17 protein-coding genes are annotated in these 23598 nt (G+C 64.1%); 9 read left to right on the plus strand and 8 right to left on the minus strand.

Annotated elements, in window-relative coordinates:
* Positions 1-210 precede the first annotated feature (210 nt).
* Positions 211-906: a GntR family transcriptional regulator gene (locus tag ABQJ48_RS08255; protein WP_367837218.1), complete on the plus strand. Its 696-nt coding sequence runs from the start codon at positions 211-213 to the stop codon at positions 904-906.
* Between the two features lie 139 nt (positions 907-1045).
* Here the strand turns inward: ABQJ48_RS08255 and ABQJ48_RS08260 are convergent, their stop codons facing one another.
* A complete protein-coding gene (locus ABQJ48_RS08260; RefSeq protein WP_367837219.1) occupies positions 1046-1333 on the minus strand; it encodes a DUF4148 domain-containing protein in 288 nt (95 codons plus the stop codon).
* Between the two features lie 302 nt (positions 1334-1635).
* On the opposite strand from ABQJ48_RS08260, the gene ABQJ48_RS08265 reads away from it, so the two are divergent.
* From ABQJ48_RS08265 to ABQJ48_RS08275, 3 genes are read left to right on the plus strand one after another with little or no spacing between them, the layout of a single operon-like run.
* Entirely contained in the window at positions 1636-4860 is a 3225-nt protein-coding gene (locus ABQJ48_RS08265) for an efflux RND transporter permease subunit (RefSeq protein ID WP_367837220.1), read from the plus strand.
* Between the two features lie 19 nt (positions 4861-4879).
* Complete coding sequence (locus ABQJ48_RS08270) at positions 4880-6163, plus strand: efflux RND transporter periplasmic adaptor subunit (protein WP_367837221.1); 1284 nt, start codon at positions 4880-4882, stop codon at positions 6161-6163.
* A gap of 25 nt (positions 6164-6188) precedes the next feature.
* Positions 6189-7667 carry an efflux transporter outer membrane subunit gene (locus ABQJ48_RS08275; protein ID WP_367837222.1) on the plus strand — a complete coding sequence of 493 codons (1479 nt, stop codon included), beginning with the start codon at positions 6189-6191 and terminating at the stop codon, positions 7665-7667.
* Between the two features lie 44 nt (positions 7668-7711).
* Here ABQJ48_RS08275 and ABQJ48_RS08280 read toward each other — a convergent pair whose 3' ends face one another.
* Together ABQJ48_RS08280 and ABQJ48_RS08285 are read right to left on the minus strand one after the other, a co-directional pair.
* A complete protein-coding gene (locus ABQJ48_RS08280) occupies positions 7712-9172 on the minus strand; it encodes a heavy metal sensor histidine kinase (protein WP_367837223.1) in 1461 nt (486 codons plus the stop codon).
* Positions 9172-9849, minus strand: coding sequence for a heavy metal response regulator transcription factor (locus ABQJ48_RS08285; RefSeq protein ID WP_367837224.1), 678 nt, complete (start codon positions 9847-9849; stop codon positions 9172-9174). Before ABQJ48_RS08285 ends, ABQJ48_RS08280 begins: the two co-directional genes overlap by 1 nt.
* 483 nt (positions 9850-10332) lie before the next feature.
* On the opposite strand from ABQJ48_RS08285, the gene ABQJ48_RS08290 reads away from it, so the two are divergent.
* A complete protein-coding gene (locus tag ABQJ48_RS08290) occupies positions 10333-10683 on the plus strand; it encodes a hypothetical protein (RefSeq protein ID WP_367837225.1) in 351 nt (116 codons plus the stop codon).
* 174 nt (positions 10684-10857) lie between these two features.
* Here ABQJ48_RS08290 and ABQJ48_RS08295 read toward each other — a convergent pair whose 3' ends face one another.
* Together ABQJ48_RS08295 and ABQJ48_RS08300 are read right to left on the minus strand one after the other, a co-directional pair.
* Positions 10858-12213, minus strand: a complete 1356-nt coding sequence (locus tag ABQJ48_RS08295) for a sensor histidine kinase (RefSeq protein ID WP_367837227.1) — start codon at positions 12211-12213, stop codon at positions 10858-10860.
* Entirely contained in the window at positions 12200-12883 is a 684-nt protein-coding gene (locus ABQJ48_RS08300; RefSeq protein ID WP_367837228.1) for a response regulator transcription factor, read from the minus strand. Before ABQJ48_RS08300 ends, ABQJ48_RS08295 begins: the two co-directional genes overlap by 14 nt.
* A 198-nt stretch (positions 12884-13081) precedes the next feature.
* Here ABQJ48_RS08300 and ABQJ48_RS08305 point away from each other — a divergent pair, with 198 nt between their 5' ends.
* The 4 genes from ABQJ48_RS08305 (at position 13082) to ABQJ48_RS08320 (ending at position 19716) form a co-directional block, all read left to right on the plus strand.
* Positions 13082-13759 (plus strand): response regulator transcription factor, encoded by a 678-nt coding sequence (locus ABQJ48_RS08305; RefSeq protein WP_367837229.1) that lies wholly within the window; start codon positions 13082-13084, stop codon positions 13757-13759.
* A 145-nt stretch (positions 13760-13904) separates the two neighbouring features.
* The gene (locus ABQJ48_RS08310) at positions 13905-15395 is read left to right on the plus strand and encodes an efflux transporter outer membrane subunit (RefSeq protein WP_367837230.1); all 1491 of its coding nucleotides are present in this window, start codon (positions 13905-13907) and stop codon (positions 15393-15395) included.
* Positions 15392-16606 (plus strand): efflux RND transporter periplasmic adaptor subunit, encoded by a 1215-nt coding sequence (locus tag ABQJ48_RS08315; protein ID WP_367837231.1) that lies wholly within the window; start codon positions 15392-15394, stop codon positions 16604-16606. Before ABQJ48_RS08310 ends, ABQJ48_RS08315 begins: the two co-directional genes overlap by 4 nt.
* A complete protein-coding gene (locus tag ABQJ48_RS08320) occupies positions 16603-19716 on the plus strand; it encodes an efflux RND transporter permease subunit (protein ID WP_367837232.1) in 3114 nt (1037 codons plus the stop codon). The genes ABQJ48_RS08315 and ABQJ48_RS08320 overlap by 4 nt, the downstream gene beginning before the upstream one ends.
* A 249-nt stretch (positions 19717-19965) precedes the next feature.
* Here the strand turns inward: ABQJ48_RS08320 and ABQJ48_RS08325 are convergent, their stop codons facing one another.
* The 3 genes from ABQJ48_RS08325 to ABQJ48_RS08335 form a co-directional block, all read right to left on the minus strand.
* The gene (locus ABQJ48_RS08325; protein WP_367837233.1) at positions 19966-22134 is read right to left on the minus strand and encodes a malate synthase G; all 2169 of its coding nucleotides are present in this window, start codon (positions 22132-22134) and stop codon (positions 19966-19968) included.
* Positions 22135-22167: 33 nt separating this feature from the next.
* A complete protein-coding gene (locus ABQJ48_RS08330; RefSeq protein ID WP_367837234.1) occupies positions 22168-22572 on the minus strand; it encodes a heme-binding protein in 405 nt (134 codons plus the stop codon).
* A gap of 85 nt (positions 22573-22657) precedes the next feature.
* The gene (locus tag ABQJ48_RS08335; protein ID WP_367837236.1) at positions 22658-23596 is read right to left on the minus strand and encodes an SMP-30/gluconolactonase/LRE family protein; all 939 of its coding nucleotides are present in this window, start codon (positions 23594-23596) and stop codon (positions 22658-22660) included.
* Positions 23597-23598: the final 2 nt, after the last annotated feature.

Consider the following 23598-nt stretch of genomic DNA (forward strand, 5'->3'; position numbering starts at 1 on the left):
AGGCCGCAAAGTTGCCCGCTAAACAGGTCTTTAGCTGTCAGGCGCGTCAAGCGCGGATTACCGTTTGTATGCAAAAAAATGGTGAGCTTGGCCCCTTGAAGAAGGTTTCGGCCCGAGCGTTTCACCAAATTTTGTGTACAAAAACGCTCACGGTTGCTCTATCATCAATTCATTCCCGTTGTGAGATGACCTTTGTGCCGAGCCTCCTCCATGCCTGCCAGTAAAACTGCCGCGCCCAAGGCGCCGTTTACCAACGAGGAAATCTATGGCCGCATCCAGAAGGCGGTGCTCGAGCATCGCCTTGCACCCGGTACAAAATTGATTGAGGAGCGGCTCGCCGAAGTCTCGGGCGTCAGCCGCACCAAAATTCGCGAAGTGCTCAACAAGCTTGCGCATGAGGGGCTGGTCGAACTGGTGCCGAATCGCGGAGCCTTTATCGCCAGCCCGAGCGTTCAGCAGGCGCGAGACGTATTTGTCACGCGGAGCATGATCGAGCCGGAAATGGCCAGGCTATTGAGCCGCACCGCGACGTCCGCGCAGGTGCGCGCGTTGCGCAAGCACGTGCGGCAGGAAAGCGACGCGCGCAAGCAGAATGACCGGCCTGCCATCATCCGGCTATCAGGCGAGTTCCATGTGCTGATTGCGGAGATGATCGGCAACGAAATCCTCCTGCGGATGATGCGCGAACTCGCGCCGTTGACGTGTCTCGTCATCACGCTTTACGACAAGCCCAACGCCCCCGCGTGCCCCCATCACGAGCACAGTGATCTGATCGATGCAATTGAAGCGCATGACGAAGTAAAGGCTGCGGCGAACATGCTGGAACACCTGCAGCATATCGAAGCGACCCTGAACTTCGACGAGGTGAAGGACGGGTCGCCGGATATCGAGGCGATCTTTTCCTGAACTCGCACAGCTTCGTTCCGTCGCATTGCGCTTTTCTGAACAACGACACGTCCGGCCAGCGGGGTTCGGCGGGCGTGAAGCTCTTCGATGCGGCGGTGAATTGGACCGCCGCCGGGGCCGTCGGTGCTCCAGCCGGAGCTCAATTCGACACCGACTCCGTTTGAGCGGCGGGCGCTGCCGCCGTTCCCATGCCACCTGCGCGGTCCGTGCCGTGCTGGATCGCGTAGATCTCACGGTTTCGCGCGATCGTGGTCTCCGACGGCGGATAGTCGTTGCTTCGCGTGGGCACCACTCCCTCGGCCTGTGCCTGCTGCAACTGCGCTATCACTTCGGCCCGCGTCAATCCTGACGAAGTCGTTTGAGCAAAGGCATTCGCGCCGAACGGCAGGCTGAGGGCGGCAACGGCAATAGCGGTAAGCAGTTTCATGATGTCTCTCCGGATATGAGCAAGAAATGAGTGGCCTGAACCACGCTTCCCATTCTTGTCATTCACGCTGTCGGAGCACTGACTCGCGGATTACCGTTCTGTTATCCAGGCGTCGCGACGCATCGCGGCTGTCATAAGACCGCCAGATAACATAACTGTAATGTAGCCGACCGCAGCCTGTAAGAGCCCAAGCTTCACACTCCTGACTCATGAAGCCCGCGTTACGTGTCGTATGCCCGCTAATTCACTTGCGGCACCCGGCACCACGCGCGCCTTCCCTCGCTTCTCTTCAGGAACCCGCCATGTGGATCGTCACGCTCGCGCTGCGCCGGCCGTATACGTTCGTGGTCCTCGCCGTGCTGATCTTTATCGTCGGCCCGCTTGCGATACTGCGTACGCCGACCGATATCTTTCCGAATATCGACATCCCCGTCGTCAGCATCGTCTGGTCATATAACGGCTTTTCCGCGCAGGACATGGCCAATCGCATCACGTCGAATTACGAGCGCGCGCTGACTTCGAGTGTCGACGACATCGAGCACATCGAGTCGCAATCGCTGAACGGCGTCTCGGTGGTAAAGATCTTTTTCCATCAGGGCGCGGACATCAATCGCGCGATCGCCGAGGCGGGGTCGAGCGCGGAGTCGATGCTACGCGTGCTGCCGCCCGGCACGCTGCCGCCAAACATCATCACGTACAGCGCGTCGACAGTGCCGATCCTGCAACTGGGGCTCTCCAGCGACACGCTGTCCGAACAGCAGCTGTACGACCTCGCCAATAGCGCGATCCGCACGCAACTGGCGACCGTGCAAGGCGCGGCGGTGCCGTTGCCGTTCGGTGGCAAGGTGCGTCAGATCATGGTCGACATCGACCCGCGCGCGTTGCAGGCCAAAGGGCTGGCGCCGCTCGACGTGGTCAACGCGGTCAACGCGCAGAACCTGATCCTGCCCGGCGGCACCGCGAAGATCGGCACCAAGGAATACAACGTGCAGATGAACGGCAGCACCGACACCGTCGCGGCGCTGAATGATCTGCCGGTCAAAACGGTGGCGGGCGGCGTGGTGTATGTGCGCGACGTCGCCCATGTGCGCGACGGTTTCGCGCCGCAGACCAACATCGTGCGCAGCGACGGCAAGCGCGCCGCGCTGCTGACCATCGAAAAGTCGGGCAGCACCTCGACGCTGACCATCATCCAGCAGGTCAAGTCGATGCTGCCGCATATCGCGGCCGGCCTGCCGAGCGCATTGCACATCACCGCGCTCGCGGATCAGTCGGTGTTCGTGAAGTCGGCGGTGGTGGGCGTCGCGCGCGAGGCGCTGATCGCCGCCGGGCTGACTGCACTGATGATCCTGCTGTTTCTCGGCAGCTGGCGCGCCACGCTGATCATCGCAGTGTCGATTCCGCTCGCGGTGCTGACCTCGCTGATCGCACTGTCGGCGCTCGGCCAGACCATCAACATCATGACGCTCGGCGGCCTCGCGCTTGCGGTGGGGATTCTCGTCGACGACGCCACCGTCGCGATCGAAAACATCACGCATCATCTGGAAAACGGCGAGCCGCTGCACGACGCGATCCTGAACGGCTCCGGTGAAATCGCGGTGCCGACGTTCGTCTCGACGCTGTCCATCTGCATCGTCTTCGTGCCGATGTTCCTGCTATCCGGCGTCGCACGCTATCTGTTCGTGCCGATGGCCGAAGCGGTGGTGTTCGCAATGATCGCGTCGTATTTCTTCTCGCGCACGCTGGTGCCGACTCTCGCGATGTATCTGATGCGCGCCCGCAGCCAGACGCCGGTCAGCGGCAACGGACCGATCGCGCGTCTGATCCGCTTCCAGGCCGCGTTCGAACAGCGCTTCGAGTCACTGCGCGAACGCTATCGCGGCGTGCTCGGCGCGGCGCTGGGGAGTCCGCGGCGCTTCATCGTGATCTTCCTCGTGCTGTGTATCGGCTCGCTCGCGCTGCTGCCGTTCGCCGGGCGCGACTTCTTCCCCGCCGTCGATACCGGCGAGATCCGCCTGCATCTGCGCGCGCCGACCGGCACGCGGATCGAAGACACCGCGCGCCTGACCGACGAAGTCGAAGCGCGCGTGCGTAGCGTGATTCCACAGTCGCAGCTCGCGGCGCTGCTGGATAACATCGGCGTGCCGGTCAGCGGTATCAACCTGACGTACGATTCGTCCGACCCGATCGGCCCGGAAGACGCCGACGTGATGATCTCGCTCGCGCCGAAGCACGCACCCACCGCGCAGTACGTGGCAAAGCTGCGCACGACACTCGCGAAAGATTTCCCCGGGGTCTCGTTCGCGTTCCTGCCCGCCGACATCGTCAGCCAGATTCTCAACTTCGGCTTGCCCGCACCGATCGATATCCAGATCGTCGGCAATAAACTCGACGCGAACCGCGTCGTCGCCAACAAGCTGCTCGCGCAACTGCGCGGCGTGCGCGGCCTCGTCGACGCGCGCATCCAGCAGCCCGGCGACGCGCCGGCGATCAACGTCAATGTCGACCGCACGCGGGCGATCCAAGCCGGTCTGCTGCAAAAGGACGTGTCGCAGAACCTGTTGATCGCGCTGTCCGGCAGCTCGCAGACCTCGCCCAATTTCTGGCTCGATCCGCACAACGGCGTCAGTTATCCGCTAATGGCGATGATGCCGCAGTACGACATCAACTCGCTGCAGGCGCTCGCCAATATTCCGGTCGCGCAGAGCGGCGCGATACCGGCGGTCCCCGGTGGACCCGCACCGCAGAATCTGCTCGGCGCGTTGAGCACACTGACGCGCGGCACCCAGCAGGCCGTCGTCTCGCACTACAACGTGCAGCCGGTACTCGACATTTTCGCGTCGACGCAAGGGCGTGACCTCGGCGGCGTCGCGGCCGATGTGACCCGGCTGGTCGACCAGATCCGGCCGCAACTGCCGCCTGGCGCGTCGATCGTCGTGCGCGGCCAGGTGCAGGCGATGCACGATTCGTTCAGCGGCCTCGCAAGCGGCCTCGTGTTCGCCATCGGGCTCGTCTATCTGCTGATGGTCGTGAATTTCCAGTCGTGGCTCGACCCGCTGATCATCGTCAGCGGCTTGCCGGGGTCGCTCGCGGGCATCGCGTGGATGCTGTTTAGCACCAGCACTCGCGTCAGCGTGCCGGCGCTCACCGGCACGATTCTGTGCATCGGCATCGCGACGGCCAACAGCATTCTGGTGATCAACACCGCCCGTGAATTGCACCATGGCGGCCAGCCGCCGCTACAGGCCGCGCACGATGCCGGCTTCAGCCGCTTCCGTCCGGTGCTGATGACCGCGCTCGCGATGCTGATCGGCATGCTGCCGATGGCGCTCGGTCTCGGCGATGGCGGCGAACAGAACGCGCCGCTCGGGCGCGCGGTGATCGGCGGCCTCGCGCTCGGCACGGTGTCGACCCTGCTGTTCGTGCCGGTCGTCTACGGGATGGTGCACGCGTGGCTCGACCGACGCCGCGCGGCGCGCACCCACACCCACACCCAGCAAGACGGCCTTGCCACCCGCATTGAATGACTTCGACGAGACCTCGCCCATGAACGATTCATCTCTTCCGCCCCGCCTTGCCGGACGGACCGATCAGCCTGCGGACGCCGCGTCCGCGCGGCCTCCGGGCGCCGGCGAAAGCGCGCGCGCCGACACTGCCGGAACCACCGAAGGCACCCCCGCGATCGCCAGGCGGCATCGCCGCCTCTGGCCGTTTGCGCTCACCGGACTCGCCGCGGTCCTGCTGCTTGCCGGCATTCTGCCGCGCCGCGAAGCCAGCGCCGCGCTCACCCAACAGACGCAGGCGCAGAGCATGCTCAGCGTGTCGGTCGTCACGCCGCGCGCCGCGCCGGCCGTCCATGAACTGCTGCTGCCCGGGGCGGTCATGCCGTTCGCGGAAGCGTCGATCTACGCGCGCACGAGCGGCTTTCTGGCGCACTGGAACACCGACATCGGCGCGCGCGTCACGAGCGGCCAGACGCTTGCCACCATCGAAGCACCGGAGCTGGACGCACAACTGCGCCAGGCCCGCGCCGACGAAGCCACCGCGCAAGCCAACTTCGACCTCGCGAAGACCACCGCGCAGCGCTGGCAGGCGATGCTGAAAACCCAGTCGGTCGCGCAGCAGGACGCCGACACCAAGACCGGCGATATGGAAGCGCGCCGCGCGATGCTCGCGTCGGCGCAGGCCAATGTCGCGCATCTCGCGGAACTGGTGTCGTACGAGAAGATCACCGCGCCGTTCAACGGCGTGATCACCGCGCGCAACGTCGATGTCGGCGCTCTCGTGACGGCGGGCGGCACGCCGGGCACCGCTGGCATGTCGGGCGAGCTGTTTCATCTGCAGCAGACGAGCGAGTTGCGCGTGTTCGTCGACGTGCCGCAGGATGACGCGCCCTACGTGACGACCGGTACAGGCGTGTATCTGAGCGCGCCGCAGTATCCGGGCCGGCGCATTGCCGCGAAGGTGGCGCGCAACAGCGGCGCGATCGATCCGTCGAGCCGCACGTTGCGCGTCGAGGTCGACGTCGACAACCGGGACGGCGCGTTGATGCCTGGCGCTTACGCCCAGGTGCACCTGGAATTGAAGGCGAGTACCCCGGCGCTCGATCTGCCGGTCAGCGCGCTGCTGTTCCGGCCGGACGGCGTGACGGTCGCGGTGGTCGACAGCCAGGGCCGCACTCAACTGAAGACCGTGCATATCGGCCGCGATTTCGGCACACACGTTGAAATCACGACGGGCCTCGCGGCCACCGACCGCGTGATCGACAACCCCGGCGATTCTCTGCGCACCGGTCAGCTCGTTCAGATCGCGCCGGCCACGCATGGCTGAGCCCTGTCATCGAAAGGATTTGCCGATGTTTTCCTTGCCTGCTTCAAGGCCGCTGCTGCGCCGTTCGGTCGTTGTCACACTGCTCGGCGCACTGCTCGGCGCATGCTCGACCTTGCCGCCTTACCAACGGCCAAGTGCCGTCGTGCCGGCGCAGTACGCGGGCGCGGCGCCCGGCTGGACACAGGCCGCGCCTGCCGACGCGGCGCCGCGCGGTCCATGGTGGACCGTGTTCAACGATCCGGTGCTGAACCAGCTCGAAGCACGCATCGACGTGTCGAACCAGACGGTGCTCAAGGCCGTCGCGATGGTGCAGCAGGCGCGTTCAATGGTCGACTATCAGCGCGCGGGCTTTTTCCCGACCGTCACCGCCGGCGTCGCGCAGGACCGCTCGCGAACTTCGCAGAACCTTGCATACACAGCGCGCGCCGGCAAGACCGTGCCCGACTATTCCGTGGGCGTGACGGCGAGCTGGGAGCCGGACCTGTTCGGCCGGGTGCGCGACGCCGTGACCGGCGCGCGAGCCGACGCTGAGGCGAGCGAGGCGGACCTCGAAGGCGTGCGTCTGTCGATGAGCGCCGATCTGGCCGCCGACTATTTCGCGCTACGCTCGCTCGACACGCAGAAGAAGCTGCTCGACGACAGCGTGACGGCGTACGCCGCTGCGCTAAAGCTGTTACAGCAGCAACTGGACAACGGCGCGATCGACGCGTCGGCGGTCGCGCAGGCCACCACGCAACTTGAAGCGACGCGCACCCAGGACACCGACATCGACGTGTCACGCGCGCAGATGCAGCACGCGATCGCCACGCTGATCGGCGAACCGGCGTCGACCTTCACGCTGCCGCCGAACGGCTCGCTCGGGTCGCCGCCGGCCATCCCCATCGGTGTACCGTCGCAATTGCTGGAGCGGCGGCCCGATATCGCCGCCGCTGAGCGGCGGGTGGCGTCGGCCAATGCGCGAATCGGCGTCGCGCACGCGGCATTCTTCCCCGATCTGATGCTGTCGGCAAGCGCTGGCCTGGAGAGCACGTTCTTTGCGCCATGGCTAAGCGCGCCGAGTCTGTTCTGGTCGCTCGGCTCGCAACTGGTCGGCACGCTGTTCGACGGCGGCCAGCGGAGCGCGACGCTTCATGGCGCGAACGCGCAGTACGACGGCACGGTCGCCGATTATCGCCAGTCCGTGCTGGTGGCGTTCCAGCAGGTCGAGGACAACCTGTCGGCGTTGCACGCGCTTGCCGACGAAGCCGATAGCCAGCAGCGCGCGACCACCGCCGCCGATCTGTCGTTGCGGCTCACGACGAACCGCTACAACGCGGGTGCGGTCAGCTATCTCGACGTCGTGACCGCGCAGACGATCGATTTGACGAATCAGCGCATCGCCGATCAGATCGCCGCGCGCCGGTTGGAATCGAGCGTGTTGTTGCTGAAGGCGTTGGGCGGCACCTGGGAGGATCGATCGCTGGACACCGCCACCACCGCGACGAACAATGCAACGCCGCGATAAAGTGCCGCTTGGGCGCTGCACCCCTCGCCGTTACAGGCGGGCAGTCATCCGCCCCGTTTGAACGTCAGCACGAAGCGTGTGCTGCGTGCATCGCTTTCGGCATGCACCGAGCCGCCGTGCAGCTCCATGATCGTGCGCACGATCGCAAGCCCTAGCCCCGCCGACCCGGTGGACCCTTGCGATAACCCCGACGATGGCAGCGTACTGCGCGACGGATCGACGCGATAGAAACGGTCGAAAATCCGTTCGAGATTGCTGGCGGCGATCGGCTGCCCCTCGTTCGAGACAGTGACGTGCACTGCGTGTAACGAGGCGCTCGCGTCCAGCACGATCTCGCCGCCCGGCGGGGTATAGCGGATCGCGTTGGCGAGCAGATTGCTGACGGCGCGGCGAAACAGTTCGAGATCGGCCGTCAGATTGGCCGCGCCGCTCACGCGCACGCGCACCTTCGCTTCTTCGGCAATCCCTTCGAAGTAGTCGGCGATGTGCGTCAACTCCCGCGCCGCGTCGAATTCGCGCATGTGTTTGACGAACTGCGGATGCTCGGCTCGCGCGAGAAACAGCACGTTTTCGATCATCCTCGACAGGCGGTCGCACTCTTCGAGATTCGACGCCAGCAGCGACTCGTATTCATCCACGGAGCGCGGCCGGGCCAGCGCGACTTCGGCGGCGCCGCGCATGTTGGCGAGCGGCGTGCGCATATCGTGCGCGAGATCGGCGGTGAAACGCGACAACCGTTGGAAGCCCTGCTCGACGCGTTCGAGCATCGCGTTCAGCGCTGTCACCAGCGCCTCCAGTTCGCTCGGCACGCGCTCGACCGCGATCCGCGTATGGAGACGGTCGACCGTCACGAGGCTCGCGCTTGCCGCGATATCGCGCAAGGGCCGCAGCGCGGCCCGGATCAGCAGATAGCCCAGCAGCATCGCCAGCAGCACACCGGCCACGCCGGCCAGGTGGAGCTTGTCGCGGTAATGGTCCAGCAGCAGCCAGCGATCGCTCATGTTGCGCGCCACCAGCACGCTCGCCGTGTCGCCGTTGCGCAGCCGCACGTCGGTGAGGATGCCGCGAATCGGCTCGCCGGCGCGGCCGCGCCAGTCGCCGATGTCGGCCTCGGTGATGCGCGCGGTGGCGGCTACCCGCGCGAGCCGCGGCAATACGGCAACGCTCGCCGCGCCGCTGGCTGCGTTCGGGGTTGCGAACGTCTTAGCGATGTTGTGTGCGAGCGCCCGGTTGCCGTCCGGGCCGAATACTTCCATCGACATCGCTGCATTGCCTAGCACGATGCTGGTCAGCCGCTCGCCATGCTCGCCAATTCCCCGCGCCGACTCGAGTTCCTCCATCAGCCGCCGTGCGTGGCGCGCCGCAAGCACGATGTCGAGATCGTCCTGCGCCTTGATCTGCTTTTCGAGCCCGAGGTACAGAAAGCTGCCGACCAGCACGAACACCGCCAGTGTAGTGACACCAAATGCAAGCGCGAGCGTCGGCGCCAGCGAACGGCCGAGCATCAGGCAGTGTCCTTCAGCTCGAGCACATAGCCGACGCCCCGCACGGTGTGAATCAGCTTGACGGGAAAGTTGTCGTCGATCTTGGTGCGCAACCGGCGAATAGCGACCTCGACGACATTCGTGTCGCTGTCGAAATTCATGTCCCACACATACGACGCGATCTGCGTGCGGCTCAGCACTTCGCCCTGGCGGCGCGCGAGCAGTTGCAGCAGCGAGAATTCGCGCGGCGTCAGATCGATGCGGGTGCCGCCCCGTTTGACGCGCCGCCGGTTCACGTCCATTTCGAGGTCGCCCACCTTGATCAGGTCGCTTTCGCGCGGCGGCCCACGGCGCGCGAGCGTACGCACGCGCGCCAGCATTTCGACGAACGCGAACGGCTTGACGAGGTAATCGTCCGCGCCGAGTTCGAGGCCGCGCACGCGGTCGTCGACATCGTCGCGCGCGGTGAGGAACAGCACGGGCGTGGTACGGGTGCTGCGCAGGGTCTTGACGATGGTCCAGCCGTCCATGCCGGGCAACATCACGTCCAGCACGATCACGTCGTAGTTTTCTTCTTGCGCGAGCAGCAGCCCTTGCGGGCCGTCGTTCGCCACGTCGACCGCGTAGCCGGATTCTTCCAGGCCTTTCTTCAGATAGGCCGCCGTTTTCAGCTCGTCCTCGATGACCAGGATTCGCATCTTTTGCTCCGCGTTGCGTCGATCCGAAATCATACCGTCAAGAGCAACGGTCGATGATTACGATCCGGTAATGTGCTTAGGCGTAAAAGCCTGCCTGACGCAGTCCCGCTTCGAAGCCGTAGCCGATCAGTTCGTCGTCTTCTACGAAGACTACGCCATTGTTGATTCCATTGAATGCTTAATTGCATAACTGTGCGAGCGCCGGTTCGTGCAGCCGAAGTTGAACCAGGGTCGTCATGATCCGCTTTATATGCTGCACATGCTTAAGCCTTCCTTCAGCTTGGACCGATAGTATCGCCCCTCAACAGCCCGGTTCGAGTAGTGACGAAAGACGTGAAGCGGCGTTGTTGTCAGCCGCTTGTGTCGATTGTTTTTGTCAGGTTATTGCAACTCAATCGTAAGTACATCGATGGAATTTTTTCGCCCGGCGTTTTTATGCCGATGAGTCGCACCACGCGTTCCGTCAGATCACGAAGCCACATTATGAAGCCAGTCACCGTCGACATGCTGCGAGCCCATCTGTTGGTCGCGTCGCTCACGGCCGCTGGCGCCGAGGCGGTGCTCTGCATCGCGCTGCTGGTATTGCCGGTGTCGCAGCAGTTCTTCATGACCACGTCGTTCCGCCTGCTCGCGATCGCGGTGATCGTCGGCGGCGTGATCGTGACGCGCGAATTCGCGCACGCCGCCTTCGAGTTCGCGGTAAAAAACCACCACACGATGACTGCCGGGCATGACGCGTTGCCGCTCGAGGTGGCCTCCGATTGTCCGCGCCGCTGGCTCGTCGTTCTTCATCTGCGGCTCACCGGTCGACCGTTCGTGCTGGCCGCGCACTGACGGAAACGGACGATGGCGGCGCACGCGTGGACGTAGGCTAACGGATCGTGGTGACTGGCCGCGTCGGCGCCGCGCTCCGCGCGATGGCGGCGCTTGCAAGTGAGGACCGGGAGATCGTGCCGCTTTCAGGATCAGCGGGCCTTGAAGCTGTATGCACGGAACTTGCACACGGCGTTATTCGTTCTGCTTGTACAGCATGACCTCGCATCCGGGCGTCGCTTCGCTGAAACGGATCGACATGCCGTGCATGTTGGCCACCGCCAGCGCCAGACTGAGCCCGAGTCCGCTGCCCGGCGTATGGCGGCTCGCCTCGCCGCGATAGAACCGCCGCAGCACGGCTTGTTGCTCGGTGCGAGCAATGCCGGGCCCATCGTCGGACACGCTGACGCCGGCGCCCGTCCGGCTGCGGAACACCGTGAGCCGTACCTTGCCGCCGTGCGGCGCGAACTTGATGGCGTTCTCCACCAGATTGGCCAGCGCTTCGAACAGCAGACTCCGGTCACCCTGAATTTCCAGCGGCCTCGTGACGCTCCGCCGCACTTCGAAGGCGATCCCCTTGTCTTCGGCAGTCGGCTCGTAGAATTCAAACACGTCGTCTGCGACAGCGGCCAGATCGACGTTCGTAAAGCCTTTTCGCCGCACGCCGCTTTCGATTTCCGAAATGCGCAGCAGCGCATTGAAGGTGCGCAAGAGGCCGGTGGTCTCGACGATGGTTTCATCGATCGCCGCACGGTACTCCGCTTCGGTTTTCGCCCGCCGCTGTGCCCGTTCCAGCCCGCCGAGCATTCGCGTGAGCGGCGTGCGCAGATCGTGCGCAATCGCATCGCACACGCCCTTGACCTCGTGCATCAGCCGCTCGATCTCGTCGAGCATGCCATTTACTACACCGACCAGCCGATCCACGTCGTCCCGTTTCGAATGCACCGGTAAGCGCCGGCTGAGATTGCCTGCGACGATTTCTTCGATTGATGCGGTCACCGCATCGAGCCGCCGCATGGCCGAGATGCCGATCAGGCTCGCACCGATCAGGCCGATCACCAACGTGAGTATGGCGGTGGAAAGCAGCGCCTGGAGCAGCTCTTCGTCGAAGTGGTCCAGCTCGCGAGTGTTCTGGCATTGCAACGCGATGCGGCTGTCGGACAGGCGCGCGGCGATGCATCGTCCGGGCGGGTGGCCCGGCAGATTCGCGAGGCGCATCGAAAACGGCGCGTCGAAATGGGGGATTGCCGGCTGCTGGCCAGGGTATCCCCCGGCAAGATGTCTGCCTGTGGCATCGAACAGCGCAAACGGGCGCTGGCGGCGTGGGTCGAATTCGCCTTGATGCTGGAACCGCGCAACCAGTTCGTTGGGGTCTTCGCGTATCAGTTCGGCGTGTTCCCGCATCAGCCAGTCGTCGATGCGTTCCTGTTCGAAGCCGGTGATCTCTCGATAGAGGTAGCCGAAAAGCAGAATGGCGATTACGCCGAACAACGCCAGAAACAGCGTGGCGAGGCGAAAGCCGGTGGTGCGGTGCAGTTCAGTCAGGCGCATGCAGCATGTACCCCGAACCGCGCACGGTATCGATCATCGGCGCCGACCCGTCCGGGTCGAGTTTTTTTCTCAGGCGGCTGATGTGCACGTCGATCACATTGGTCCGCTCGTCGAGGCGGTAATCCCATACCGCCTCGAACAGCATCGTGCGGCTCACTACCTGGCCTGCGTGCTGCATCAGATATTCGAGCAACCGGTATTCGCGCGGCAGCAGCGGCACCGGGCGGCTGCCACAGGTCACTTCGCGTTTGAGCGGGTCGAGCCGCAGCGGCCCGACCTGGTACTCCTGCACACCCGGTGCCGCTTCGCGCCGACGCATCAGCGCGTCGAGCCGCGCGGTCAGTTCGATGAATTCGAACGGCTTGGTCAGATAGTCGTCGCCGCCGGCACGCAAACCGCGCACGCGTTCGTCGACTGCGGACAGTGCGCTGAGAATCAATACCGGCGTGAGTACTCCGGCGCTGCGCAACGCCGCCAGCATGCCGAGCCCTTCGAGGCCGCCTGGCAACATGCGATCGAGCACGATAGCGTCATACGGGTTGGCGACCGCGAGCATCAAGCCATCGCGGCCGGTGCTCGCGGCTTGCACCGTGCAGCCGTGATCGCTAAGGGCCTCGACGATTTCCGCGAGGGTCTGCTCGTCGTCCTCGACGACCAGTACATTCGACATGCCTTTATCCAGTCAATGAGCAGCTCAATAGCCGACGCAATCAGCCGACGCAATCAGCGCGCACCGCGCCGCAGCCGGCCGGCCGTTTTACACTACGCGCCTACCCGCGATGTTCGCAGTATGCCGCGCAAAGCCCTACAGGCGCTTCGCGCCAACATGAAAAAACTTTCATGTTGGCCATCTTTATCCGGATTGCACATGCGAATCCTTCTGATCGAGGACGACACGCGCGCCAGCCAGTTCCTGGCGCGCGGCTTGACTGAGAGCGGTCTCATCGTTGACACGGTGGCCGACGGTGCGACCGGACTCGCCTATGCGCGCGAGGGCATCTACGACGTGATCGTGACCGACCGGCTCTTACCCGCGCTCGACGGCATAGCGCTCGTGCAGCAACTGCGCGCCGGCGGCGACACGACGCCGGTGCTGATGCTGTCGGCGCTCGGCGGACTGAACGAACGGGTAGAAGGGATTCGCGCGGGTTGCGACGACTATCTGGTGAAGCCGTACGCGTTTGCCGAAGTGCTGGCGAGAATCGAAGCGCTGGCCCGGCGCGCGGATCGCAGCCGGATGAGCGCGCGGCTTGAATGCGCGGACCTGGTGCTCGATACACGCGCGCGGACCGCGAGCCGCGCCGGCCGCGACCTGCGCCTGCAGCATCGCGAGTTCCTGTTGCTCGAATGCCTCGCGCGCCGCGCGGGGCAGGTCGTGACGCGCAGCATGCTGCTGGAAGCCGCGTGGAATTACGATTTCGAGCCGCGCGGCAATATCATTGATATGCACATGTATCGCGTGCGGATCAAGGTCGACCGCGACTTTCCGGTGGCGCTGATTCACACCGTGGCGGGGGCGGGCTATGTGCTCGATCCCGCGCCCTGACGCCTGCGAACGTTCGCTCCGGCCCGCTGGCGGGCGCGGCTCGCGTGATGTTGCGCCGCATTAAAATTTTTTAACTTTTGGGCGAAAGCGCCGACAGGACCCGCTGGCTAATCTGGCGAGACTCCACGTTGCCAGAGGCTTTTCCATGTCAGGGCCGCCCCGTTCGGTGCCGCTTTCACGCGCTGTCACTCGTCATGCGCGTTCCCTGGCGGTGCGCGCTGCCGTGTGCGCCGCGGTTGGGACGCTGGCCGTCGCGTTGCTGGCCGGGTGCTCGCTCGTGCCGGCCTATCAGCGACCGAGTGCGCCGCTGGCGCAAGCCTTCGACGCCGCGGCGGGGGCATCGCTGGCCGGTACGGTGCCGGTCAGAAGCGGCTGGTGGCGCGAGTATCGCGACCCCGCGCTCGACGCGCTGGTCGAGCGCAGCCTGCGCAACAACTTCACGCTGGCGTCGGCTATCGCGAGCGTCGAAGAGGCGCGTGGCAATGCCGAGAAGGCCGGCGCGCCGCAGTATCCGTCGCTGACGCTCGGCAGTACTTTCGATCGCAGTCACCAGGGCCGTGGTTCAACAACCAAAAGCCAGAGCCTGTTCGCCGAAGCCAGCTATGAAGTCGACTTCTGGGGCTTCAACGCTGCCAACGCCCGTGCAGCGGACCTGCTTGCACGCGCCTCCGGGTTCGATCGAGATACGGTTGCGTTGACGCTGACGGCGTCGGTTGCGGACACGTATTTTCAGGTGCAGAGTTTGCGCCGCCGTCTGGCGATCGCGCGGACGATCTCCGACGATGCATCGCGTATTCTTCAGTTGCTGCTCGCGCAACAAGCCGCGGGCGTCGCGACCGAGTTGCAGGTGCAGCAGCAGCGCAATGCGCTCGCCACCTTCCAGGCCGCCGTGCCGGCGCTGCAACAGCAACTCGACATTGCGGTGCATGCACTCGCCGTATTGGTGGGCACGGCCCCCGAACAATTCGCGGTCAGCGAAGCCCCACTCGCCGACATCGTCATTCCGCAGCCACGCGCGAATCTGCCCGCGAGCCTGCTCGAAACGCGTCCCGACATCCGCTCGAAGGAAGCGCAATTGCAATCGGCGAATCAGAGCGTCGGCGCGGCGCGCGCGGCTTTTCTGCCGAACATCGTGCTGACTGCCGACGGCGGCCTCGCCAGCAACTCGCTGTCGCATTTCCTGTCGAGCCCGTTTGCCAGTATCGCCGCTTCGCTGGCGGCGCCGATCTTCGACGGCGGCGCGCTGCGCGGCCAGTTGCATGCAAGCAAGGCGGCCGAGGCGAAGGGCGTTGCGGATTACCAGCAGGCCGTGGTGAGCGCGTTGCAGGACGTCGAGGATTCGCTTTCGGCGGCACAGCAGCAGGAACTCGCGGAAGCGGCCGACCAGAACGCCGCCGCCGCCGCCCGCAAAGCCGCCACGCTTGCCCAGGCCCAGTACACGCTCGGCACCGTCGATTTTCTGACTGTCCTCGATGCCCAACGCACGCTGTACCAGTCCGAAGACACGCTGGTTCAGGCACGGCTCGCGCGCCTTCAGGCGTCGGTCAGCCTGTTTCGCGCGTTCGGTGGCGGCTTCGGCATAACCGCTGATGGCGACAGTAGTCCCGCTTCCTCTTCTACGCCTTCCCGCTCATGAAACCTGCAGACCATCCGAACCACGAGGCGCCGGGTGCGCGTAGAAGCCGCGCGCCGACGATCGCGGCATTGGCCGTTCTGGTCGTGATTCTTGTTGCGTGGTTCTGGCCGAGGCATCCGGCCGTCAAGCCGGCGCCGGCCGTGCCGGTGAACGCCGGCCATCCGGCGAGCCGCGACTTTCCGATCCGCGTCGCGGCGGTGGGCACGGTCCTGGCGCTCAATGCCGTGGACGTCAAGGTGCGCGTCGATGGCCAACTGCAGCGCGTGGCCTTTACCGAAGGGCAGGACGTGCAGGCCGGGCAACTGCTCGCGCAACTCGATCAGGGGCCGTTGAGCGCCCAGTTGCATCAAGCGCAAGCGGCGCAACGCAAGGACCAGGCATCGCTCGATAATGCGCGGCTCGATCTCGCTCGTTATTCGAAGCTGGTCGGCATCGGCGCGGCGACCACCCAGGCGGTCGATACGGCGAAGTCGCAAGTGGAAGCACTTGCCGCGACGGTCGCCGCGGATGCCGCGCTGGTGCAGAGCGACCGCCTGCAACTCAGCTTCACGACGCTCTTTGCGCCGTTCACCGGTCGGGTCGGCGCGCGCGAAGCCGACATCGGCGCGATCGTGCATCCGACGGACACGACCGGCATCGTCACCGTCACGCAGATGGAGCCGATTACCGTGTTGTTCTCCGTGCCTCAGGACGTGCTGCCCGAATTGCTCGCGAATCAGGCGAAGGCACCGCTGGCCGTGAACGTGACCACGCGCTCCGGCAGTATGGCGCTCGCCGAAGGCAAGCTGGTGTTCATTGACAGCACGGTCGACGCCACCACCGGCCAGATCAGGCTCAAGGCCTCGTTCGCCAACAAGGATCGCAAGCTGTGGCCGGGCGAACTGGTGAACACACGTGTGCTGGTGCGTACCGATGCACAGCGGCTTGCGGTGCCGAGCCGCGCCGTGGTGAACACGCAGAACGGCACGCAGCTGTACGTGATTACCGCGAGCGGCATCGCGCAGATGCGTCCGGTGCAGACCGGCGTCACGGTCGACGGTATGACGGAAATCCGCAGCGGCATCGCGTCCACGGATCTCGTTGTGTTCGATGGACAAAGCCGGTTGAACCCGGGCGTGCGCGTGGCCGCGACCACGGTAGCGGCGGTGGCCGAGGCGCCGGCCAACGCGAACGCGGCGGGCAGCCAGGCTAACCAGGACAATCCGTCATGAGCCTGATGGAACTGTTCATCAAGCGGCGCATTGCCACCAGTTTTCTCGCAATCGCGGTGCTGCTGGCCGGAGCAGTGGCGTATTTTCTGCTGCCCGTCGCGCCGCTGCCGCAAGTCGATTTCCCGACGATCCAGGTCGTGGCGAAGTTGCCGGGCGCGAGCGCGGAGACCATGGCGACTTCGGTGGCCACGCCGCTGGAGCGGCAGCTTTCGCTGATCGCGGGCGTCACGCAGATGACGTCGTCCAGCTCGCTCGGCACCACCAGCATCGCCATCCAGTTCGATTTGACGCGCGATATCAACGGCGCGGCGCAGGACGTGCAGACGGCAATCAACGCGGCCGGCGGCACCTTGCCGAAGAATCTGCCGAATCCGCCGACCTACGAAAAGGTCAACCCGGCCGACTTCACCTTGCTGTCACTGGCGCTGACGTCGCCATCGCTCACGCTCACGCAGCTCGACAGCTACGCCGAAGACTATCTCGCGCAACAGATCTCGCAGATGCCCGGCGTCGGTCTGGTCGATTTTCACGGCCAGCAGCGGCCCGCAGTGCGCATTCAGCTCGATCCCGACAAGCTGACCGCGCGCGGCCTCACGCTGGAAGATGTGCGCTCGATCGTCGGCGTGCAGACGGTGAACGCGCCTAAGGGCAGCCTGAACGGCCCGGATCGTTCGGTGATCTTCAACGCGACCGACCAGATCACGACTGCCTCCGGGTATCGCGATCTCGTGGTCGCATACAAAAACGGCGCGCCGATTCGCGTATCGGACCTCGGCACGGTGCTCAATGCCGCTGAGGATGACCAGCAAGCGGCGTGGCTTCAGCACGAACGCGCGATCATCCTCGATATTCACAAGCAGCCGGGCTACAACGTCGTGCAGACGATTGCCAACATCAACGCGAAGTTGCCCGCTCTCGAGGCGTCGCTGCCCGCGGCCGCACATCTGCATGTGGTGGGCGATCGCACGCAGACCATCAATGCGTCGGTGCATGACGTGCAGTTCACGCTGATGCTGACGATCGCGCTCGTCGTGATGGTCATCTTCTCGTTTCTGCGCAACGTCTGGGCGACGATCATTCCGAGCCTGACGATCCCGCTCTCGCTGGTCGCCACGTTCGGCGTGATGTATCTGCTCGGCTATAGCCTCGACAATCTGTCGCTGATGGGGCTGACCATCGCGGTGGGCTTCGTGGTGGACGATGCGATTGTGGTAATCGAAAACGTGATGCGGCATATCGAAGAAGGCGTGCCGCGCATGAAAGCCGCGCTGCTCGGCGCGATGGAAGTGCGCTTCACGATCGTCTCGATGACGATCTCGCTCATTGCCGTGTTCATTCCGATCCTGTTGATGGGCGGCATCGTCGGACGCCTGTTCCGCGAATTCGCGGTGACGGTGAGTGCGGCGATCGTGATGTCGGCACTCGTTTCGCTGACTGTCACGCCGATGCTGTGCGGCTGGCTGATCCGTGCGCCTGAGCCGGACGAAGCTGGGCGGATGCGCAAGCTGGAGGTGTGGCTCGAAAGAGGCTTCGTTGCGGTCGAGCGTCGTTACGAGCGGGGTCTCGATTGGGTGTTGAATCGTCCGAAACTGATGCTTGGCGTGACCATCGCGACGATCGTGGCGACCGGCGCGTTGTTCGTCGAAATCCCGAAGGGCTTCTTTCCGCAAGAAGACTCCGGATTGATCATGGGCGTCGCGCAAGCCGCGCCGGATGTTTCGCCCCGCTCGATGTCGCAGAAGATGCAGCAGTTGGGCAATATCATCGAAGCGGATCCCGCCGTCGACAACGTCTACTACTGGATGGGTCCGAATCCAACGGTAAGCCAGGGCCGTGTGATGATCAACCTGAAGGCATTCGGTCAACGCCACGACAGTGCCGCGCAGGTGCTCAACCGTCTAAAGCCGCAATTGGCGAAGGTGATGGGCATTTCATTGTCGATGCAGGTCCGCCAGGATATTCAGGTGGGCGGTCGCATCAGCGCGGCGCAGTATCAGTACACGCTGCAGGACCCCGATATCGATGAGCTTGATCATTGGGCGGGCGTACTGACGGCCACGTTGTCGAAGCTCCCGCAACTCGCCGACGTCACTTCGGATCAGCAAGCGGCCGCCACCAGCGCCACGCTCGTGATTGACCGCAGCACGGCCTCGCGCTTCGGCATCACCGCGCAAGCCATCGACGACACGCTCTATGACGCGTTCGGCCAGCGACAGATCGCCACGCTGTTCACGCAGTTGAACCAGTACCACGTTGTCGAGGAAGTCGACCCGAGCTTCCAGTTGACCACCGACGCGCTCGCGCACCTCTATGTCCGTTCGCCGCAGACGAACGAACTGGTGCCGCTCAGCACGTTGGCGAAGATTGAAAACAACGTGTCGCCGATTTCGGTGAATCACCAGGGGCTGTTCCCGGCCGTGACGATTTCGTTCAATCTGGCGGCGGGCCAATCGCTCGGCAATGCAGTGACGGCGATTCACCAGGCCGAAGTCGCGGCAGGCAAACCCGACAGTTTGACGGGTTCGTTCCAGGGCACGGCGCAGGCGTTCCAGGCGTCGCTCGCGAGCGAACCGTATCTGATCGCCGCGGCGCTGGTGGTGGTGTATCTGATCCTCGGCATCCTGTACGAAAGTGCGATTCACCCCCTCACCATTATTTCGACGCTGCCTTCGGCGGGCGTGGGCGCCTTGCTCGCGCTGATGCTGTTTGGCCAGGATCTCTCGATCATGGGGATGATCGGCATTATTCTGCTGATCGGCATCGTGAAGAAGAACGCGATCATGATGATCGACTTCGCGCTCGTTGCCGAGCGTGAGCAAGGCTTATCGCCGCGCGAGGCGATCCGTCAGGCGTGCGTGCTGCGCTTCCGGCCGATCATGATGACGACGCTGGCCGCGCTGTTCGGCGCGCTGCCCCTCGCGCTCGGTCATGGCGCAGGCGCGGAGTTACGCGTACCGCTCGGCATCGCGATTGTCGGCGGCCTGATGGTTTCGCAGATGCTGACGCTTTTCACGACGCCGGTGGTGCACCTGTGGTTTGATCGTCTGTCGCATTGGCTGGCGAAACGACGCGCGAAAGGCAGTATGCTCGAGCGTGAATCGGTAGGTTGAGTGCGGGCGGCGCGCAACCATTGGCGTGTTGTCGTGCACGCGGCTGCAGTGCAAATCGGACAAGTCGGGAGGTTAAGCTCCGCTTTGGACTTAGTTCATCGTCCCGTGTGTGCAGCGATACCTGCGTTAAAAGCCCGGCTTTCGAAACCGGGTTGAGACAATAGCCGAGCGTGGGCTGTCGCTGGCGAACGACGATGGCCGCCAGCGACGCATGCTGAATTGGCCCACGGTGACGATGGCGAGCTGCGCCTACGACTTCGCGCCGAGTCGGAACTTGTGCAGCAAAGGCTCGGTATACCCGCCAGGTTGCATCCGTCCTTCAAAAACCAGCGCCTTCGCCGCCTTGAACGCGAGCGAGGTTTCCAGATGACCGGTCATTGGCTGGTAATGCGGGTCGTTGGCGTTCTGCGCATCTACCACCTTCGCCATGCGCTTGAACGTTTCGTTCACCAGCGCTTCCGACACCACCCCGTGACGCAGCCAGTTTGCAATGTGCTGGCTCGAGATGCGCAGCGTCGCGCGGTCTTCCATCAGACCGATATCGCGAATGTCCGGCACCTTCGAGCAGCCGACGCCCTGATCGATCCAGCGCACCACATAGCCGAGAATGCCTTGCGCGTTGTTCTCGAGTTCCTCGCGGATTTCCTCATCCGACCACTGCGCCTTTTCGACGACAGGAATCGTCAGCAAGCCGTTGAGCAGTTCATCGCGTACGCTGTCGTAGCCCGTCTTTTCCAACTCCTGCTGCACGGCCTGAACGTCGACTTGATGGTAGTGCAGCGCGTGCAGCGTCGCGGCAGTCGGCGACGGCACCCAAGCCGTGTTCGCGCCTGCTTGCGGATGCGCGATCTTCTGTTCGAGCATCGCGTGCATCAGGTCGGGCATCGCCCACATGCCTTTGCCGATCTGCGCGCGTCCGCGCAATCCCGAGCTCAAGCCGGCCAACACGTTATTGCGCTCGTAAGCCGCGATCCATGCCGACGATTTCATGTCACCCTTGCGCATCATCGGACCCGCTTCCATCGCGCTGTGCATCTCGTCGCCGGTGCGATCCAGGAAGCCCGTATTGATGAACGCCACGCGCGCCGATGCCGCGGCAATGCATGCCTGCAGATTGACACTCGTGCGGCGCTCTTCGTCCATGATGCCCATCTTGATGGTATGGCGCGGCAGCCCGAGCAGATCTTCGACGCGGCCGAACAGCTCATTGGAGAACGCGACTTCGGCCGGGCCGTGCATCTTCGGCTTGACGATGTAAATCGATCCGGTCCGCGAATTGAGCTTGTTTTGCAGATCGTGCATCGCGCCCAGCGATGTCATCACGGCATCCAGAATGCCTTCGGGAATCTCATGACCGTCGCGATCGACAATCGCCGGATTCGTCATCAAATGGCCGACGTTGCGGATGAACAGTAGCGAGCGGCCGTGCAGCTTCACTGTCGAGCCGTCCGGCGCGGTGTATGTGCGATCGGCGTTCAGGCGACGCGTGAAGGTCTTGCCGTTCCTCGTGACCTGCTCGCTCAGATCGCCTTTGGTGAGGCCAGTCCAGTTGCGGTAAAGCTGGACCTTGTCGGCGGCATCGACCGCGGCAACCGAGTCTTCGCAATCGATAATCGTCGAGACAGCCGCTTCCATCAGCACGTCTTTCACGCGCGCTGCGTCGGTCTTGCCGATGGAGTCCGTTGCGTCGATCTGAATCTCGAAGTGCAGGCCGTGATGCTTGAGCAGGACGGCGGAAGGGGCGCCGGCGTCGCCCTGAAAGCCGATGAACTGCGCGGGAACCTTCAATGCCGACGAGCCGTGCTTGAGCGTGACGGCGAGCTTGCCGCATTCCACGCGATATGCGATGGCGTCGACGTGCGAGCCGTTGGCGAGCGGCGCCGCTTCATCGAGGAATGCGCGGGCGCGCGCGATCACGCGCGCACCGCGGACCGGGTTGAAATAAGCGGTGCGCTCCGCGCCGTCGGTTTCGGGAATAGCGTCGGTGCCGTAGAGCGCGTCGTACAGGCTACCCCAGCGCGCATTCGCAGCGTTGAGCGCGTAGCGCGGGTTCGACAGCGGTACGACGAGTTGCGGGCCGGCTTGCCCGGCGATTTCGGTGTCGACGTTCTCGGTCGTCGCCTGAACGGCTGCGCTCGCCGGCACGATATAGCCGATGCTTTCGAGAAAGGCGCGGTACGCCTTCAGATCGCGCACCGGTCCCGGATGTGCGCGGTGCCAGTGGTCCAGCTCCGCTTGCAGACGATCGCGTTCTGCGAGCAGCGCGCGGTTCTTCGGGGCGAGGTCGTGGACGAGGGCAGCAAAGCCTTTCCAGAAGGCTTCGCTGCCGATGCCGGTCCCGCTCAACGCTTCATCGTCTACGAATTTGCTCAGGACAGCCGCGACCCGCAGACCGCTTCGCTCGATCATTTCATCCATCATTTGCTCCAAACAATTTCGTGTATCAATCAATCAGCCGTTGAGGCTGTTTGCTGCGGTCCTGGCCACTTGCGAATCCTGATCCGGCTTGACACCGGACACGCCCACCGCGCCCACAACGTGCCCGCCGACGATGACGGGGACGCCGCCTTCCAGTGTGCCGGCCAGCGGTGCGCTCAGGAACGCGGTTCGGCCGCTGTTGATCATGTCTTCGTATTGCTTCGATTCGCGTCTGCCGAGCGCTGAGGTACGCGCCTTTTCGGTCGCAATGTAAGCGCCTATCGGCGCACAGCCGTCGAGGCGGAGCAGGGCCAGCAGATGGCCACCGTCATCCACAACCGCGATGGTGACTGCCCACTCGTTCTTCTCTGCTTCCGCGCGCGCGGCTTCGAGGATTTGCGTAGCTTCTACAACGGTCAATACGGCTTTGGTTTGCATGTCGGGGTTATCAAGTCAGTGTTTCAAAGTAAGTGTCGCCGCCGGCGCATGCCGGTGGCCGCGCTACGCATCGCGGCGAACCGGGTTATCCACCCAGCGCGCCCTGCGTGTTGACGTGTACCGCATAAATGGACTGCGATGACGCCATGAACAGCCGGTTACGCGCGCGTCCGCCAAAACATAGATTCGCGCAGCGCTCGGGCAGGGCGATCCGGCCGATCATCTTTCCTTGTGGCGAAATGACCATGACCCCATCGAGTTCGTCATTGCCCATGCCCCAGCCGCACCACAAGTTGCCGTCGATGTCGGCGCGCATTCCGTCGATCGTGCCCGCCCCCGCGTCGTAGAACACGCGCCCTTTACCGATTCCGCGGCCGTCCGCGTCCATGTCATAAACGTGAATCATCCGGTTGGGCACACCGCGCGATTCGATGATGTAAAGCAGCTTCTCGTCGGGTGAAAAACACAGGCCGTTCGGTCCTTTCAGGTCGCGAGTGACTATGGACGCTTCGCCCGTCACGCCGTCGATCCGATATACGGAGTGCGGGAGTTCCTGCTCCGCCTTGATCCCCTCGTAGTGCCCGGAAATGCCCATCGGCGGATCAGTGAACCAGATGGAGCCGTCCGATTTCACTACCAGATCATTGGGGGAATTGAGCGGCTTGCCTTCAAAGGAATCCAGAAGGACGGTGATGCTGCCGTCGTATTCGGTACGCGTGACGCGGCGGCCGTGCTCGCACGTGACGAGCCGCCCCTGCCTGTCGCGGGTGTTGCCGTTCGCGTAGTTGGAGGGTTTGCGGAACACGCTGACCACCCCCGTTTCCTCCTCCCACTTCAGCATCTGGTTGTTGGGAATGTCGCTCCACAGCAGGTAGCGCCCATCGCCGAACCATACGGGACCTTCGGTCCACCGGTAGCCGGTGGCCAGCCGCTCGACCGCCGAAAAGGCCACGCGGTATTTGTCGAAGGAAGGGTCTAGCGAAATCACCCGGGGGTCGGGGTATCGCTCAGCTTGTTGCCACATCT

This window comes from Paraburkholderia suaedae (assembly GCF_040812055.1).
Taxonomy (GTDB): Bacteria; Pseudomonadota; Gammaproteobacteria; order Burkholderiales; family Burkholderiaceae; genus Paraburkholderia.

Excerpts from the sequence above, each read along its gene's own strand:
- ABQJ48_RS08255 (WP_367837218.1), top strand. The coding sequence starts at position 211 with ATGCCTGCCAGTAAAACTGCCGCGCCCAAGGCGCCGTTTACCAACGAG.
- ABQJ48_RS08260 (WP_367837219.1), bottom strand. The coding sequence starts at position 1,333 with ATGAAACTGCTTACCGCTATTGCCGTTGCCGCCCTCAGCCTGCCGTTC.
- ABQJ48_RS08265 (WP_367837220.1), top strand. The coding sequence starts at position 1,636 with ATGTGGATCGTCACGCTCGCGCTGCGCCGGCCGTATACGTTCGTGGTC.
- ABQJ48_RS08270 (WP_367837221.1), top strand. The coding sequence starts at position 4,880 with ATGAACGATTCATCTCTTCCGCCCCGCCTTGCCGGACGGACCGATCAG.
- ABQJ48_RS08275 (WP_367837222.1), top strand. The coding sequence starts at position 6,189 with ATGTTTTCCTTGCCTGCTTCAAGGCCGCTGCTGCGCCGTTCGGTCGTT.
- ABQJ48_RS08280 (WP_367837223.1), bottom strand. The coding sequence starts at position 9,172 with ATGCTCGGCCGTTCGCTGGCGCCGACGCTCGCGCTTGCATTTGGTGTC.
- ABQJ48_RS08285 (WP_367837224.1), bottom strand. The coding sequence starts at position 9,849 with ATGCGAATCCTGGTCATCGAGGACGAGCTGAAAACGGCGGCCTATCTG.
- ABQJ48_RS08290 (WP_367837225.1), top strand. The coding sequence starts at position 10,333 with ATGAAGCCAGTCACCGTCGACATGCTGCGAGCCCATCTGTTGGTCGCG.
- ABQJ48_RS08295 (WP_367837227.1), bottom strand. The coding sequence starts at position 12,213 with ATGCGCCTGACTGAACTGCACCGCACCACCGGCTTTCGCCTCGCCACG.
- ABQJ48_RS08300 (WP_367837228.1), bottom strand. The coding sequence starts at position 12,883 with ATGTCGAATGTACTGGTCGTCGAGGACGACGAGCAGACCCTCGCGGAA.
- ABQJ48_RS08305 (WP_367837229.1), top strand. The coding sequence starts at position 13,082 with ATGCGAATCCTTCTGATCGAGGACGACACGCGCGCCAGCCAGTTCCTG.
- ABQJ48_RS08310 (WP_367837230.1), top strand. The coding sequence starts at position 13,905 with ATGTCAGGGCCGCCCCGTTCGGTGCCGCTTTCACGCGCTGTCACTCGT.
- ABQJ48_RS08315 (WP_367837231.1), top strand. The coding sequence starts at position 15,392 with ATGAAACCTGCAGACCATCCGAACCACGAGGCGCCGGGTGCGCGTAGA.
- ABQJ48_RS08320 (WP_367837232.1), top strand. The coding sequence starts at position 16,603 with ATGAGCCTGATGGAACTGTTCATCAAGCGGCGCATTGCCACCAGTTTT.
- ABQJ48_RS08325 (WP_367837233.1), bottom strand. The coding sequence starts at position 22,134 with ATGGATGAAATGATCGAGCGAAGCGGTCTGCGGGTCGCGGCTGTCCTG.
- ABQJ48_RS08330 (WP_367837234.1), bottom strand. The coding sequence starts at position 22,572 with ATGCAAACCAAAGCCGTATTGACCGTTGTAGAAGCTACGCAAATCCTC.
- ABQJ48_RS08335 (WP_367837236.1), bottom strand. The coding sequence starts at position 23,596 with ATGTGGCAACAAGCTGAGCGATACCCCGACCCCCGGGTGATTTCGCTA.